Annotated in this window: 13 protein-coding genes and 1 pseudogene; 12 read left to right on the top strand and 2 right to left on the bottom strand. The window is 67.3% G+C overall.

Annotation, left to right across the window (positions count from 1 at the left end):
- The 4 genes and pseudogenes from G3N93_RS20980 to G3N93_RS20995 all read left to right on the top strand — a co-directional run.
- Positions 1-206 (top strand): annotated as a pseudogene (locus G3N93_RS20980) (chemotaxis protein CheA); the annotation flags it as partial.
- Between the two features lie 156 nt (positions 207-362).
- A complete protein-coding gene (locus tag G3N93_RS20985) occupies positions 363-947 on the top strand; it encodes a hypothetical protein (RefSeq protein WP_174932772.1) in 585 nt (194 codons plus the stop codon).
- 111 nt (positions 948-1,058) lie between these two features.
- Positions 1,059-2,480, top strand: a complete 1,422-nt coding sequence (locus tag G3N93_RS20990) for a sigma-54 dependent transcriptional regulator (RefSeq protein WP_174986328.1) — start codon at positions 1,059-1,061, stop codon at positions 2,478-2,480.
- A 132-nt stretch (positions 2,481-2,612) separates the two neighbouring features.
- Positions 2,613-3,119 carry a hypothetical protein gene (locus G3N93_RS20995; RefSeq protein ID WP_174947009.1) on the top strand — a complete coding sequence of 169 codons (507 nt, stop codon included), beginning with the start codon at positions 2,613-2,615 and terminating at the stop codon, positions 3,117-3,119.
- Positions 3,120-3,152: 33 nt separating this feature from the next.
- Here G3N93_RS20995 and G3N93_RS21000 read toward each other — a convergent pair whose 3' ends face one another.
- The gene (locus G3N93_RS21000) at positions 3,153-3,647 is read right to left on the bottom strand and encodes a hypothetical protein (RefSeq protein WP_011354486.1); all 495 of its coding nucleotides are present in this window, start codon (positions 3,645-3,647) and stop codon (positions 3,153-3,155) included.
- 387 nt (positions 3,648-4,034) lie between these two features.
- Between G3N93_RS21000 and G3N93_RS21005 the strand changes: the two genes are divergently transcribed.
- Complete coding sequence (locus G3N93_RS21005; protein ID WP_174947007.1) at positions 4,035-4,712, top strand: response regulator transcription factor; 678 nt, start codon at positions 4,035-4,037, stop codon at positions 4,710-4,712.
- Positions 4,713-4,737: 25 nt separating this feature from the next.
- Here the strand turns inward: G3N93_RS21005 and G3N93_RS21010 are convergent, their stop codons facing one another.
- Entirely contained in the window at positions 4,738-6,291 is a 1,554-nt protein-coding gene (locus G3N93_RS21010) for a methyl-accepting chemotaxis protein (protein WP_174937051.1), read from the bottom strand.
- Between the two features lie 251 nt (positions 6,292-6,542).
- Here G3N93_RS21010 and panE point away from each other — a divergent pair, with 251 nt between their 5' ends.
- From panE to G3N93_RS21045, 7 genes are all read left to right on the top strand, one after another.
- Positions 6,543-7,490: a 2-dehydropantoate 2-reductase gene (gene panE, locus G3N93_RS21015; RefSeq protein WP_206124522.1), complete on the top strand. Its 948-nt coding sequence runs from the start codon at positions 6,543-6,545 to the stop codon at positions 7,488-7,490.
- Between the two features lie 233 nt (positions 7,491-7,723).
- Entirely contained in the window at positions 7,724-8,683 is a 960-nt protein-coding gene (locus G3N93_RS21020) for an AraC family transcriptional regulator (RefSeq protein WP_174937054.1), read from the top strand.
- Between the two features lie 120 nt (positions 8,684-8,803).
- Positions 8,804-9,748 carry a substrate-binding domain-containing protein gene (locus G3N93_RS21025; RefSeq protein WP_174937056.1) on the top strand — a complete coding sequence of 315 codons (945 nt, stop codon included), beginning with the start codon at positions 8,804-8,806 and terminating at the stop codon, positions 9,746-9,748.
- A gap of 62 nt (positions 9,749-9,810) precedes the next feature.
- Positions 9,811-11,331: a sugar ABC transporter ATP-binding protein gene (locus G3N93_RS21030; RefSeq protein ID WP_206133860.1), complete on the top strand. Its 1,521-nt coding sequence runs from the start codon at positions 9,811-9,813 to the stop codon at positions 11,329-11,331.
- Entirely contained in the window at positions 11,318-12,331 is a 1,014-nt protein-coding gene (locus G3N93_RS21035) for an ABC transporter permease (RefSeq protein WP_174980697.1), read from the top strand. Before G3N93_RS21030 ends, G3N93_RS21035 begins: the two co-directional genes overlap by 14 nt.
- A gap of 46 nt (positions 12,332-12,377) precedes the next feature.
- The gene (locus G3N93_RS21040) at positions 12,378-13,466 is read left to right on the top strand and encodes an alcohol dehydrogenase catalytic domain-containing protein (protein ID WP_174937060.1); all 1,089 of its coding nucleotides are present in this window, start codon (positions 12,378-12,380) and stop codon (positions 13,464-13,466) included.
- Between the two features lie 29 nt (positions 13,467-13,495).
- Positions 13,496-14,223, top strand: a 728-nt coding sequence (locus tag G3N93_RS21045) for an FGGY family carbohydrate kinase (protein WP_241026634.1), incomplete at its 3' end; no start/stop codon positions are given.

The following is a 14,223-nucleotide window of genomic DNA, read 5'->3' on the forward strand; positions in this document are numbered from 1 at the left end:
CGCAGCCTGCCGTAGCCGCAGCGCCTGCCGACCTGCCGACCGCCGACGCGAAGGTGCCGGAAGAAGCCGCTGCGCAGCCCGCCGACATGCCGGCGTTGTCCGATCCGGCGCAAGGATTGCCGCCGGCTCCGGTCGACCAGCAGGCCGCCCCGGCTGCCCCGATCGTGCCGGCTCCGGCTGTGATCTCGACGAGCACGTCGTCGTAAGCACGCGGGTCGGACTCCCGTGCGACCGGAACGCGGGTCGTACGGGAGTCGATCGAACCCGATGCCCGACGGTCGTTTCCTGTTTGACGGGTGTTGATCCCATCCCCGAGGTCAACACCTCTTTTTGCCTGACGAGGATGCAAGGAGGCCTCAATCATGAGGATCTTTTTGGTCGCTCTGTTGTTGTACAGCGCGCAAGCCGCAGCGCAAGCGGTATTTCAGAACCCGGCGGTCTTCGTGATCCTGGGCGAGCAGACCGCTGCGAATGCCGTGAGCGTCGAGCAGGCGCTGACGACGCTCGGTCGCGCCGACAACACGGCGTGCGCGCCGATGATGATGATCGGCGATCCGCAGATGATCTACATGATGCCGGAGGAAGGTCACGCACCGTCGTGGCAATCGCCGGTGTACGGCCGTGGCGCGCCGTTCGAAGCGCAGAACGGGCCGACGCCGACCGGTAAGACGATCGGCGCGATGCAGCATGCCGAGGACATGCAGACGCAGCCATGGAGCGACGGCAGCGCGATCACGCAGAAGATCGCGGGCGAGTCGAGCGTGACGGCGGCGGACCGGGTGAGCGGGTGGCAGCGCAACGGGCTCAACTCGATCGAGACGGCCCCTGCGACGGAAGTCACGGTGAACGGCAAGACCTACCGCGCCTATCGTGACGACCTCAACCGTTCCACGAAGCCGGTCGTCGAGCCGCAGATCTACACGCAGCGCGTCGTTTTCTGCCGATAACGAAACGTCAATCCGAGGACGGCCCGGCGCTGCGCCGCGGGACCACGATGCCCCGCGCTGCGCGATCCGGCGACGGCCGTTTCGACCACCAAACCAAGCGACGAGGCCATCGTGAACTACTGCTGCCAGATCAGGGTGTCGGGCCCACAGGATCTCGAACGCGAGGCGGGTACGGCGCCGTTCCTTGCCGTCCGGCGCAACCATGTCGTACCGTCGCGGCCACTCGTCTACCTGTCGCAGCAGCACGATGCCGCGCTCGTCGACTGTCTCACGTCGCGCGGCTGGGACGTGTGGCGCGCGAAAACCGTTGCGGACGCACTGAATCTCGTCAGGGCGAACCGTCCGCATGCGGGCATCGTCGATTTCGGCAGCTTCGCATCGCCCGACGTCATGTCGTTCGAGACGCTGCTGCGCGATCCGCGCGTCGGCTGGGTCGCGCTCGCCGACAATGAGCGGCTGCGGGATCTCACCGTCGCGCGCCTGATTCGCCACTGCTGCTTCGACTACGTGCGCAACGCGACCGCCTATACGACGATCGGCTATCTGGTCGGCCACGCATATGGGATGCTGAAGCTCGCGGACGGCAGCCCGGACGCCGATGCGGCGTCCCCCGGCGGCACGATGATCGGCTCGTGCGACGCCATGCGCCGGTTGTTCGCGACGATTCGCAAGGTCGCGAACACCGACGCCACCGTATTCATCGCCGGCGAATCCGGCACCGGCAAGGAACTGACGGCGGCGGCGATCCACCAGGAGTCGTTGCGCGCCGACGCGCCATTCGTCGCCGTGAACTGCGCGGCCATTCCGTCGACGCTGCTGCAGGCCGAACTGTTCGGCCACGAGCGCGGCGCGTTCACGGGCGCGCACCAGCGCAAGATCGGCCGGATCGAGGCCGCGCACGGCGGCACGCTGTTTCTCGATGAAATCGGCGACATGCCGTTCGAGAGCCAGGCGAGCCTGCTGCGCTTCCTGCAGGAAGGCACGATCGAGCGGCTCGGCGGGCACGCGTCGATTCCGGTGGACGTGCGGATCGTGTCGGCGACCCACGTCGATCTCGAGGCCGCGATGCAGGCGGGGCGGTTCCGTGCCGACCTGTACTACCGCCTGTGCGTGCTGCGCATCGACGAGCCGCCGCTGCGCGTGCGCGGCCGCGACATCATGCTGCTCGCCGACTACGTGCTGCGGCGCTATCGCGGCGACAGTTCGCACCGGATTCGCGGCTTCATGCCGTGCGCGATCGAGGCGATCCACAACTATCCCTGGCCCGGCAACGTGCGCGAACTGATCAACCGGATCCGGTTCGCGGTCGTGATGACGAACGGCCCGATGATCTCGGCCGCCGATCTCGAACTGCACCCGTACACGTCGCGGCGGCCGCCGACGCTCGCGGAAGCGCGCCGGCAGGCCGAGCGGCACGCGATCGAGGAAACGTTGATGCGCCACCGCCACCAGCATGCGGACGTGGCGGCCGAACTGGGCATCTCGCGCGCGACGCTGTATCGGCTGATGACCGCGCACGGGCTGCACGGCTGACGCGCCGCGGCGCACCGCCGCTCAAGACCGCGCGACGTCGGCCGTTAAGACAGGAAACGGCCCGTCCGGACCGCCGGTGCAGCCATGCGCGCGCGGCCGGCACGCGGCGCATCACGCTTATCCGAGGTTACCGTGGCAGAGTGCAGTCACTGCGGCAGGACGTTCCTGGTCGGCGGGCAGTCGATCGACGGCCGCCGCTATTGTCGTGCGGCGTGCGCGCAAGCGCATCCGATCGTCGTCGAGGCAGAACGGGTGCCCGACGCGAAAGTCTGGGAGTACGTGCACGACTGGCGTTACGGGCCGTGCCCGATCTGCCGTCGCGACGACCAGCCGGTCGACGTCCATGCGTCGCATCGCGTCGTGTCGCTGCTGTTCGTCACGCGCTGGGCGACGCGGCGTCACGTGTGCTGCCGGCGTTGCGGCCGCAGGAAGCAGGCGGTCGCGCTGCTTGCGTCGGCAGCGTTCGGCTGGTGGGGGTTGCCGTGGGGCCTCGTGCTGACGCCGATCCAGCTCGTGCGCAACGCACTCGGGCTGGCCGCTCGTGATCCGGCGGTCGCGACGCAGCAGTTCGAGCAGCTCGTGCGGCGCAAGCTCGCGGCACGCCGGTTGCGGCGCGCACGGCAGGGCGCTGGCGCCTGAGCCTGAGCGTGCGGCCTGGCGCGCCGCGCGCGATCAGGAGGCCGGCCGCTCGAAGCCCGATGCGACCCAGCGCTCGGCGCTGGCCTTGTTGAGCTTGAACCCGGCCGACACCTTCGCTTCGGCCAGCAGCTCGCCATACGGATCGAATGCCTTGAGCTGCGCGTACGGCTCGAACTCGTCCGGCACGATGTCGAGCGTCACCGACACATCCTGGTCGTCCTCGCCCTGAACCGTCACTTCCTTGTGCAGCATCGCGCGCCGCTGCTGCTCGTGCCGCATCAGCACTTCGGTCGCGGTCTTCACGAGCGTGCGGAACGCGTTCGCGTCCATCGGCTTCGGGTTCTTCTTGTCGCGGCCCATGGTCCACGGCCCGACGAGCGCGGGCTCGGACTCGCCGTCCTTGATCATCTCGACGGCCCAGCCGTCGTCGTCTTCGTTCTTGATGATGCGGGCCGTCCAGCCGTTGTCGCGCCAGAGGCCGTCTTCGTGGATGGAGGTGTCGTCGGGTTGCAGGTCGGATTCGGTCATGAGGAAAGCGGGGGTACGGGCAGCCGGCAAACGGGCGGTGGCGCGCGGCCGGCATCGGCGCGTCGCTCGCCGCCGGTGGCCCGGCGCGGTATGCAAAGGCGTCGATTTTACCTGCTGGCCGGTCGCTTGGCCCGAATGGCCCGCCACGCTGGCCATCCGGCCGATATCCGCGGATACCGGCCGCCATGTGTCGGGCGCTCGAACCGGCGCAAATATCAAACTCGTATTACGTCCCCGGCGGCCGATCCCGATGCCGTCCGATATCCCGCTTGCGCGCGGCTTCATAGAATCGACGTTCAGGCTAAAAATAGCCTGAACGTCCTTTCAACGCCAAATCGGCCGTGCGCGTTCCGTGTCGCGCGGCCGATGAATCACCTGGAACTGCGCATGAGGAAATTCAATGTTCGCGTTGTTTTCGCGTACGACTGGCCGTTGACACTGGCCGGCATCGAGCAGGTCGCGGGCAGCGGCTGTGCGATCGAGATCGTCGCGGTCTACCGAAGCGTGGCCGAGCTGGTCGCGTCGCTTGGCGGTGTCGATTGCGATGTCGTGCTGGTCGACTATGCGATCCGCGGAGACGAGCAGATGGACGGCCTTGCGCTGTTCGACTGGCTGCGGCGCACGCGTCCGAACGTCGGGATCGTCGCGCTGGTCGCGAACGAGAACCCGCTGATTTTCGGGTCGATCCTCGCGATCGGCGGCGTGAGCATCGTCAGCAAGTTCGACGAGGTCGGCCATATCGTCACGGCCATTCATTCGAGCTACAGCGGCGGGCGCTACCTGTCGCCGCTCGTCAGGCGCGCGGTCGATGCTTTCGGCGAGCGCGGCGAGGCGCCCGTGAAGCTGTCGGCGCGCGAGATCGAGGTCATTCGCCTGTATCTGTCGGGGGTGCCGATCAAGACGATCGCGCAGCGTCTGAGCAAGGGCAAGCAGACGGTCAGCGCGCAGAAGATCAGTGCGATGAAGAAGCTCGGCGTGAGTAACGACGTCGAGCTGATCCAGCGGGCGGCGGGGTTGGGGCTCGGCACCGGCCTGGCTGAGTCACGGCCAGGCAGTGCCGTGTGAGCATGCGTGTGCCGGGCGGCAGCCGTCAAGCCGGCAACGCAAACCGCGTCACCGCATCCCGCAGCGCCTCGGCCTGATCGCGCAGCGAATGCGCGGCGGCCGCGGCTTCCTCGACGAGCGCCGCGTTCTGCTGCGTCACCTGGTCCATCTCGCCCACCGCGCGGTTGACCTGCTCGATCCCCGCACTCTGCTCGCGAGACGCATGACTGATCTCGTCGAGGATCTCGTTCACGCGCCGCACCGACTGTACGATCTCGGCCATCGTTTCACCCGCATGCGTGACGAGCGCCGCGCCTTGCTCGACGGTCTCGTTCGACGACACGATCAGCAACTTGATCTCCTTCGCGGCCGTCGCCGAGCGTTGCGCGAGCGAGCGCACCTCGGCCGCGACCACCGCGAAGCCGCGGCCCTGTTCGCCGGCACGCGCCGCTTCGACGGCCGCATTCAGCGCGAGGATGTTGGTCTGGAACGCGATTCCGTCGATTACGCCGATGATGTCGCCGATCTTGTGCGAGCGGTCGGTGATCTCGTTCATCGTGCGCACGACGTCGTCGACCACCGCGCTGCCGCGCGTCGCGACCTGCGCGGCCTGGTCGGCGAGCGATGCGGCCTGCGCGGCGCTGTCCGCGTTCTGCTTCACGTTCGCGGTCATCTGGTCCATGCTCGACGCGGTCTGCACGAGCGCGGCGGCCTGTTCCTCGGTGCGCTGCGACAGGTCCGTGTTGCCGGACGCGATCTCGCTCGCGCCGACGTTGATGTTCTCGGTGCCCATCCGCACGCGCGACACCATGTCGATCAGCCCGCCCTGCATGGTATGCAGCGCGTGCAGCAGGCTGCCGTGATCGTCGTGCTTCACGGTGACGCGCGCGGTCAGGTCGCCCTGTGCGATCCGCTGCGCGGCGTCGAGCGCCACTTCCAGTTCGCCGCCGAGATTCGCGCGCACGCTTTTCAGCACCAGCACCATCACGGCGGTCGCGATTCCGCCGAGCACGGTCGTCATCGCGAGCCAGCGGCCGACGCTTTCGAGCACGGCCGAGCGCACGTCGTTCATGTACATGCCGGTCACGAGATACCAGTCCCACGGCGCGAAGCGCTGCACCGCGCTGGTTTTCTCCTGCGGCTTGTCGGCGCCCGGCTTCGGCCACAGATACTCGACGAAGCCCTTGCCGCCCTCCAGGTTGCCGGCCTTCACGATCTCGACGAACAGGTGCTTGCCGTTCGGATCGGTGAAATTCGACACGTCCTTGCCGTTGAGATCGGACTTGATCGGATGCATCACGATCACCGGCTTCGAGTCGTTGACCGAGATGTAGCCGTCGGCGCCGTAGCGCATCGCGGCGATTGCCTCGAGCGCCTTCTGCTTCGCGTCGGCTTCCGGCAGCGCGTTCTGCTGCGACAGCTTGTAGAAATGGTCGGCCACGCTCGTGGCCTGCGCGACCAATGAAGCGAGCTGGTCGCGGCGGTCCGTGATCATCGATGCGCGGGTCTGCCATGCGCCGAGCCCGGCGATCACGAGCAAGCCGAGCCAGAGGATGACGATCATCGAGGCGAGTTTCTGATTCAGGGAAAGATTGCGCATGGTGTGTGGTCGGTCAGTCGTGGAAACTCGCCGGAACGGCGTGACGGGGTAAGTGTCTTGACGGCGTCCGGCGGGCGTCACCGTAGACGGGTTATCCCTAGGAACCGGTACCGTGGACGGATGCCTCTAATGACGACACGGGTATCTATGCATATGCATAACGGGTGTCGCTATACTCACGGGGCGATTGCGTGCGCGCCGCGGGCCCGGCTCGGCGGTACGGCGGCGAATGAAACCGAAAGGAGGCAACGATGCGAATTCTGGTGGTAGGGGCCGGCGCGGTCGGCGGATATTTCGGCGGCCGGCTGGCCGCGGCGGGACGCGACGTGACGTTCCTGGTGCGTGACGGCCGCGCGGCGACGCTGGCGCGCGACGGGTTGCTGATCCGCAGCCCGCATGGCGACCTGACGCTCGCGAACGTGCAGACCGTGCGTGCAGGCGATGCGGGTGCCGGCGTCGCGCCGTTCGACCTCGTGCTGCTGAGCTGCAAGGCGTACAGCCTCGACGATGCGATTCTTTCGTTCGCACCGTTCGTCGGTCCGCAGACGCTGATCCTGCCGATGCTCAACGGGATGCGTCATCTCGACGTGCTGCGCGACCGGTTCGGCGCCGCGCAGGTGCTCGGCGGGCTGTGCGTGATCGCGGCGACGCTCGATCGCGAGCAGCGCATCGTGCACCTCAACGACACGCACGGCGTCACCTTCGGCGAACTGGCTGGCGGCGAATCGCCGCGCGTGCGCGCGGTGGCCGAGGTGCTCGGCGGCGCGGGTTTCGATGCGACGCTCAGCGACAACGTGGCCGCGCGGATGTGGGAAAAGTGGGTGTTCCTCGCGACGCTCGCTGCAAGCACGTCGCTGTTCCGCGGCTCGGTGGGCGACATTCTCGCCGCGCCGGACGGCCGCCGCCTGCTCGAGACGATGCTCGCCGAATGCAGTGCGATCGCCGAGCACAACGGCCACCGGCCCGACCCGGCCGCCATCGAGCGGATGCAGCGGATGGTGCTGACGCCGTCGCCGCTGACCGCGTCGATGCTGCGCGACGTCGAGAACCATGCGCGCGTCGAAGCCGATCACGTGATCGGCGACCTGCTCGCGCGCCGCGACCCGCAAGCGGCCGAAGCACTGTCGCTGCTGCGGATCGCATACAACAACTTGAAGGCCTACGAAGTGCGGACGGCGCGCGAGCACGCGGCCGCGTAAGCACCGTAGCGGGCGGCCGCCCGGCCGTTCCGCGCTGCACAAATTTGCCGTCCGGCGCCGTTTGCGGCCGGAATGCGCAAAAAAGTATCGGAAATCAGGCGTAAAGTTGGTGGAGCCGCGCGCTCGATCGACCTACATTGCTTCCCATGCGACCGGTCGCGTCGCCGCGTGAAATACGCGGCGCACGCGCGCAACGAACCGGCCAGCGAGACATGGGAATGGAGACGCCAACAATGATGCACCCCGATCTGGAAGTGGTCGAAGTGCGACGCGACGAGTCGTTCAAGGTCTGGTCGCACGGCTATCCGTATCGCACGATCCGCTGGCACTTCCATCCCGAATTCGAACTGCACCTGATCGTCGCGACGCGCGGCAAGTATTTCGTCGGCGATCACATCGGCTCGTTCGGCCCCGGTCATCTCGTGCTGCTCGGCCCGAACCTGCCGCACAACTGGGTCAGCGACATGGCCGAAGGCGAAACCGTCGAGCGCCGCAATCTCGTGATCCAGTTCGACCCGGCGTTCGTGCGCCGTTGCATGGACGCGTTTCCCGAATGCCGCGACGCGCAGGCGCTGCTCGACGATGCACGGCGCGGGGTCGGCTTCGATGCGGCGACCAGCGCCGCGATCGCGCCGCTGTTCGACGAGCTGCTGGCCGCGCGCGGCATGCGCCGCATCGCGCTGTTCATGACGATCCTCGAGCGGCTGTGCGGGGCGGCCGAACGCACGCTGCTCGCGAGCCCCGCGTACGACCAGGCCGACGTCACGCCGACGCGGCTCAGCCATGCACTGTCGTACATCGGCAAGAACCTTGCGTCCGAATTGCGCGAATCCGATCTCGCGCAACTGACCGGGCAGAGCGTCAGTGCGTTCTCGCGAGCGTTCCACCGCCAGACGGGCATGCCGTTCGTGCAGTACGTGAATCGTCTGCGGATTGAGTCCGCATGCCAGATGCTGCTCGCCGACGACGCGAACATCACCGATATCTGCTTCCAGGCCGGCTTCAACAACGTGTCGAACTTCAACCGCCAGTTCCGTGCTGTGAAGGGGATGGCGCCGTCCGAATTCCGCGCGCTGCAGCGCCTGAATGCGCGTAGCCGCGAGCTTGCGCTGCACGCGGCGCCCACCGGCAATCCGCTGCCGCCGCGCGTCGTCACGCCCGGCGTCCCCGAACTCGCGCCGCAGGCCGGATGATCGCCGGGCCGTTGCCCGCCTGAGTTTCTCCCACCGTTTTACCCAGCCGATCGCGCCGCTCACGTCGCGAGGGGCTGACTCAACCACGAAAAAGCTGCACCTATAACCGGAGACACCGTCATGACGCATGCATCGCCCGCTTCATCCCCCCGCCGCGCCGCCCGCATGGCGGTGGTTGCCGCGCTTGCCGTCGCGGCCTGGCTGCCCGCCGCCGCCGTGCAGGCCGCACCGCTGCGCATCGGCATGACGTTCCAGGAGCTGAACAACCCGTATTTCGTGACGATGCAGAAAGCGTTGAACGACGCGGCCGCGTCGATCGGCGCGCAGGTCGTCGTCACCGACGCGCATCACGACGTCAGCAAGCAGGTGAGCGACGTCGAGGACATGCTGCAGAAGAAGATCGACATCCTGCTCGTGAACCCGACCGATTCGACCGGCATCCAGTCGGCAATCACGCAGGCGAAGAAGGCCGGCGCGGTGGTGGTGGCGGTCGATGCGAACGCGAACGGCCCGGTCGATTCGTTCGTCGGCTCGAAGAACTACGACGCGGGCGTGATGTCGTGCGACTACCTCGCGAAGGCGATCGGCGGCAGCGGCGAAGTCGCGATTCTCGACGGCATCCCGGTCGTGCCGATTCTCGAACGCGTGCGCGGCTGCAAGGCCGGGCTCGCGAAATACCCGAACGTGAAGCTGGTCGATACGCAGAACGGCAAGCAGGAGCGCGCCACAGCGCTGTCGGTGACCGAGAACATGATCTCCGCGCATCCGAACCTGAAGGGCATCTTCAGCGTGAACGACGGCGGCGCGATGGGCTCGCTCGCCGCGATCGAGAGCTCGGGCAAGGACATCAAGCTGACGAGCGTCGACGGCGCGCCCGAGGCGATCGCTGCGATCCAGAAGCCGAATTCGAAGTTCATCGAGACGACGGCGCAGTTCCCGGCCGACCAGGTGCGCATCGCGCTCGGCATCGCGATCGCGCGCAAGTGGGGTGCGACGGTGCCGAAGGCGATCCCGGTCGACGTGAAGGTGGTCGATCGCGGCAACGCGAAGGGCTTCAGCTGGTGAACGACGTGCGATGCGACGCGAAGGGCGGCGGCACGGCCGGCGCCCTTCGCACGGAGAAGCCGATGGACACGATACTCAGGCTCAGCCACATCACGAAAAGCTTTCCGGGCGTGAAGGCGCTGTCCGACATTGATCTGGAGATTGCGCGCGGCGAGATCCACGCGCTGCTCGGCGAGAACGGCGCGGGCAAGTCGACGCTGATGAAGATCCTGTGCGGCATTCATCAGCCGGATGCCGGCACGATCGAGATCGACGGCACCGCACGCCATTTTGCGGACTATCACGACGCGGTCGCGGCGGGCGTCGGCATCGTGTTCCAGGAATTCAGCCTGATCCCGCACCTCGACGCGGTCGACAACCTGTTCCTCGGCCGTGAGCTGCGCAACCGCTGGGGCGCGCGCGACCGCAAGCGGATGCGTCACGCGGCGGCCGCAATCTTCGCGCGGCTCGGCGTGGCGATCGATCTCGATGCGCCGATCCGCGCGCTGTCGGTCGCGCAGCAACAGTTCGTCGAGATCGGCAAGGCGCTGTCGCTCGACGCGCGCATCCTGATTCTCGACGAACCGACCGCCACGCTCACGCCGGCCGAGGCCGGGCACCTGTTCGCGATCATGCGCGAGCTGAAGCGGCAGGGCGTCGCGATGATCTTCATCTCGCATCACCTCGACGAGATTTTCGCGGTGTGCGACCGCATCACGGTGCTGCGCGACGGCCAGTACGTGGCGACGACCGACGTCGCGCGCACCGACGTCGAACAGCTCGTGCGGATGATGGTCGGCCGCCGGATCGAAAGCAGCTTTCCGCCGAAGCCGGCGCGCGCGGCCGATGCCCCGCGGGTGCTGGAGGTCAACGAGTTGCAGATCGAACGCGGCGGCCCGGTGAACCGCTTCACGCTGCATGCCGGCGAGATTCTCGGCTTTGCCGGGCTGGTCGGCTCGGGCCGCACGGAAACCGCGCTCGCGGTGATCGGCGCGACGCGTGCGCATCGCAAGGACGTGCGCGTGCGCGGCGCGGCGGCGAAGCTCGCCGATCCGGCCGACGCGCTGCGCGCGGGCATCGGCATCCTGCCGGAAAGCCGCAAGACGGAAGGGCTCGTCACGTCGTTCTCGATCCGCGACAACATCTCGCTGAACAACCTCGGCAAGTACCGGTCGATGCGCTGGCTGATCGACCGTCGCGGCGAGGCGCGTACCACGCATGACGTGATGCGGCGCGTCGGCGTGAAGGCGCCGTCGATCCACACCGAGGTCGCGACGCTGTCCGGCGGCAACCAGCAGAAGGTCGTGATCGCGCGCTGGCTCAACCATCACACGTCGGTGCTGATCTTCGACGAGCCGACCCGCGGCATCGACGTCGGCGCGAAAGCCGAAATCTACGGGCTGATGCGCGAACTCACCGCGCGCGGCTACGCCATCATCATGATCTCGTCCGAGCTGCCGGAAATCGTCGGCATGTGCGATCGCGTCGCCGTGTTCCGGCAGGGCCGCATCGAGGCGACGCTCGAAGGCGACGAGATCGATCCCGACACGGTCATGACCTATGCCACGGCCGGCACGCGAGGAGCGACCCATGAACCTGCCTGATTCTTCTTCCACGCCTTCCACGACGCTCGCGGCTACCGCCGGAAACGGCGATGCACCGCCGCCACGCGCGATGTGGGCGCAGCTGCGGCGCTCGACGCTGTTCTATCCGCTCGTCGGCCTGATCGTCGTGTGCATCGCGATGATGATCGCGAGCCCGAGCTTCCTGTCCGCCGCGAACCTCGAGAACGTGCTGCGCCAGGTGTCGATCAACGCGATCATCGCGGTCGGCATGACCTGCGTGATCCTGACCGGCGGGATCGACCTGTCGGTCGGCTCGGTGATGGCGCTGTCGGGCACGCTGGCGGCCGGGCTGATGGTCGCCGGCGTGAACGCCGTTGCCGCGCTCGCGATCGGCATCGCGGTCGGTCTCGGTTTCGGCTTCCTGAACGGCGTGTTCGTCGCGTTTGCCGGGATGCCGCCGATCATCGTCACGCTCGCGACGATGGGCATCGCGCGTGGCCTCGCACTGATCTACACGGGCGGCTATCCGATCGACGGCTTGCCCGACTGGGTCGCATTCTTCGGCAGCGGCAAGGTGTTCGGCATCCAGGCGCCGGTGCTGATCATGCTGGTGGTCTATGCCATCGCGTGGTTGTTGCTCGACCGGATGCCGTTCGGCCGCTACGTGTATGCGATCGGCGGCAACGAACAGGCGACGCGGCTCACCGGCGTGCGTGTCGCGCGCGTGAAACTGATCGTCTACACGCTGGCCGGGCTCACGTCGGCGCTCGCCGCGATCGTGCTGACCGGGCGGCTGATGAGCGGTCAGCCGAACGCGGGCGTGGGCTTCGAACTCGACGCGATCGCAGCCGTCGTGATGGGCGGCACGTCGATCTCCGGCGGGCGCGGCGCGATCCTCGGCACGCTGGTCGGCGCGCTGCTGCTCGGCGTGCTCAACAACGGGCTGAACATGATCGGCGTGAACCCGTATGTGCAGAACGTGATCAAGGGCGGAATCATCCTGCTCGCGATCTACATCAGCCGCGAACGGTCGCGGTAACGATTGATTCATCAGTCATCCAGATCATCAACGAAAGAGACAACCCATGACGACACCCGAAGCCCCGCCGCGGATGACCGCGGTCGTTTGCCACGGCCCCGAGGACTACCGCGTCGAACAGGTCGCGAAGCCGCGCCCCGGCGCGAACGAGCTCGTGATCCGCATCGCCGCATGCGGGATCTGCGCGAGCGACTGCAAGTGCTATACGGGCGCGAAGATGTTCTGGGGCGGCCCGAGCCCGTGGGTGAAGGCGCCCGTGATTCCCGGTCACGAATTTTTCGGCTACGTCGAAGCGCTCGGCGACGGCGCGGCCGAGCACTTCGGCGTGGCGGTGGGCGATCGCGTGATCGCCGAGCAGATCGTGCCGTGCGGCAAGTGCCGCTATTGCAAGTCGGGCCAGTACTGGATGTGCGAAGTGCACAACATCTTCGGCTTCCAGCGCGAGGTGGCCGACGGCGGGATGGCCGAGTACATGCGCATTCCGCCGACCGCGATCGTCCACAAGATCCCGCTCGGCGTGTCGCTGGAAGATGCGGCGATCATCGAGCCGCTGTCGTGTGCGATCCATACGGTGAACCGTGGCGATCTCCAGCTCGACGATGTGGTCGTGATCGCGGGTGCGGGCCCGCTCGGGCTGATGATGACGCAGGTCGCGCACCTGAAGACGCCGAAGAAGCTCGTCGTGATCGACCTGATCGACGAACGGCTCGAACTCGCGCGCGAGTACGGTGCGGACGTGACGATCAACCCGAAGCGCGACGACGCGCGCGAGATCGTCAGGTCGCTCACCGACGGCTACGGCTGCGACGTCTACATCGAGACGACCGGTGCGCCGGTCGGCGTGAGCCAGGGGCTCGACCTGATCCGCAAGCTCGGCCGCTTCGTCGAGTTCAGCGTGTTCGGCGAGGATGCAACGGTCGACTGGTCGATCATCGGCGATCGCAAGGAACTCGACGTGCGCGGCGCGCACCTGGGGCCATACTGCTATCCGATCGCGATCGACCTGCTCGCGCGCGGGCTCGTCACGTCGAAAGGCATCGTCACGCACGATTTCGCGCTCGAGGACTGGGACGACGCGATCCGCGTCGCGAAATCGCCCGAATCGATCAAGGTGCTGCTGAAGCCGGCCCGCTGACGGCCGGCGCGCGCCTCACCGGAGACATCATGGAATACGTCATAGGCGTCGATATCGGCACGCAGAGCACCAAGGCGCTGCTCGTCGACCGGCACGGCACGATCGTCGCGCGGCGCTCGGCCGGCTACCAGCCCGATACGCCGCGCCCGCTGTGGGCCGAGCAATGGCCGCAGGTGTGGTTCGATGCCGTGCTCGCCTGCATCGCGGGCTGCGTGAGCGATGCGCGCGCGCAGGGCGTGCCGGCCGATGCGATCCGCGCGGTGTGCGTAGGCAGCCTGTACGGCGGCTCGGGCATTCCGGTGGACATCGACATGCGGCCGCTCCATCCGTGCCTGATCTGGATGGACCGGCGCGCGACCGCGGAAGTCGACTGGGTCAACGCGAACGTGAACGTCGAGCGGTTGCGCGTGATCACGGGCAACGGCGTCGACAGCTATTACGGCTTCACGAAGATGCTGTGGCTGCGCGACCAGCGGCCGGACGTGTGGGCGAACGTGCGCTATTTCCTGCCGCCGAACGCGTACGTGATCTACCTGCTGACCGGCGAGGTTGCGGTCGATCACAGTTCGGCCGGCAATATCGGCGGCGTGTACGACGTCGCGCGCCGCGAGTGGTCCGACGATGCGCTCGACATGCTCGGCATTCCCGCGACGATGATGCCCGAGCGGCTCGTCGAATCGACGGACATCGTCGGCGGGCTGCTGTCGCAATGGACCGAGCAGCTCGGGCTGCCGGCGGGCACGCCCGTCGTCGCGGG

It is taken from the genome of Burkholderia sp. Se-20378, from assembly GCF_017104665.1.
Classification (GTDB): Bacteria; Pseudomonadota; Gammaproteobacteria; order Burkholderiales; family Burkholderiaceae; genus Burkholderia; species Burkholderia lata.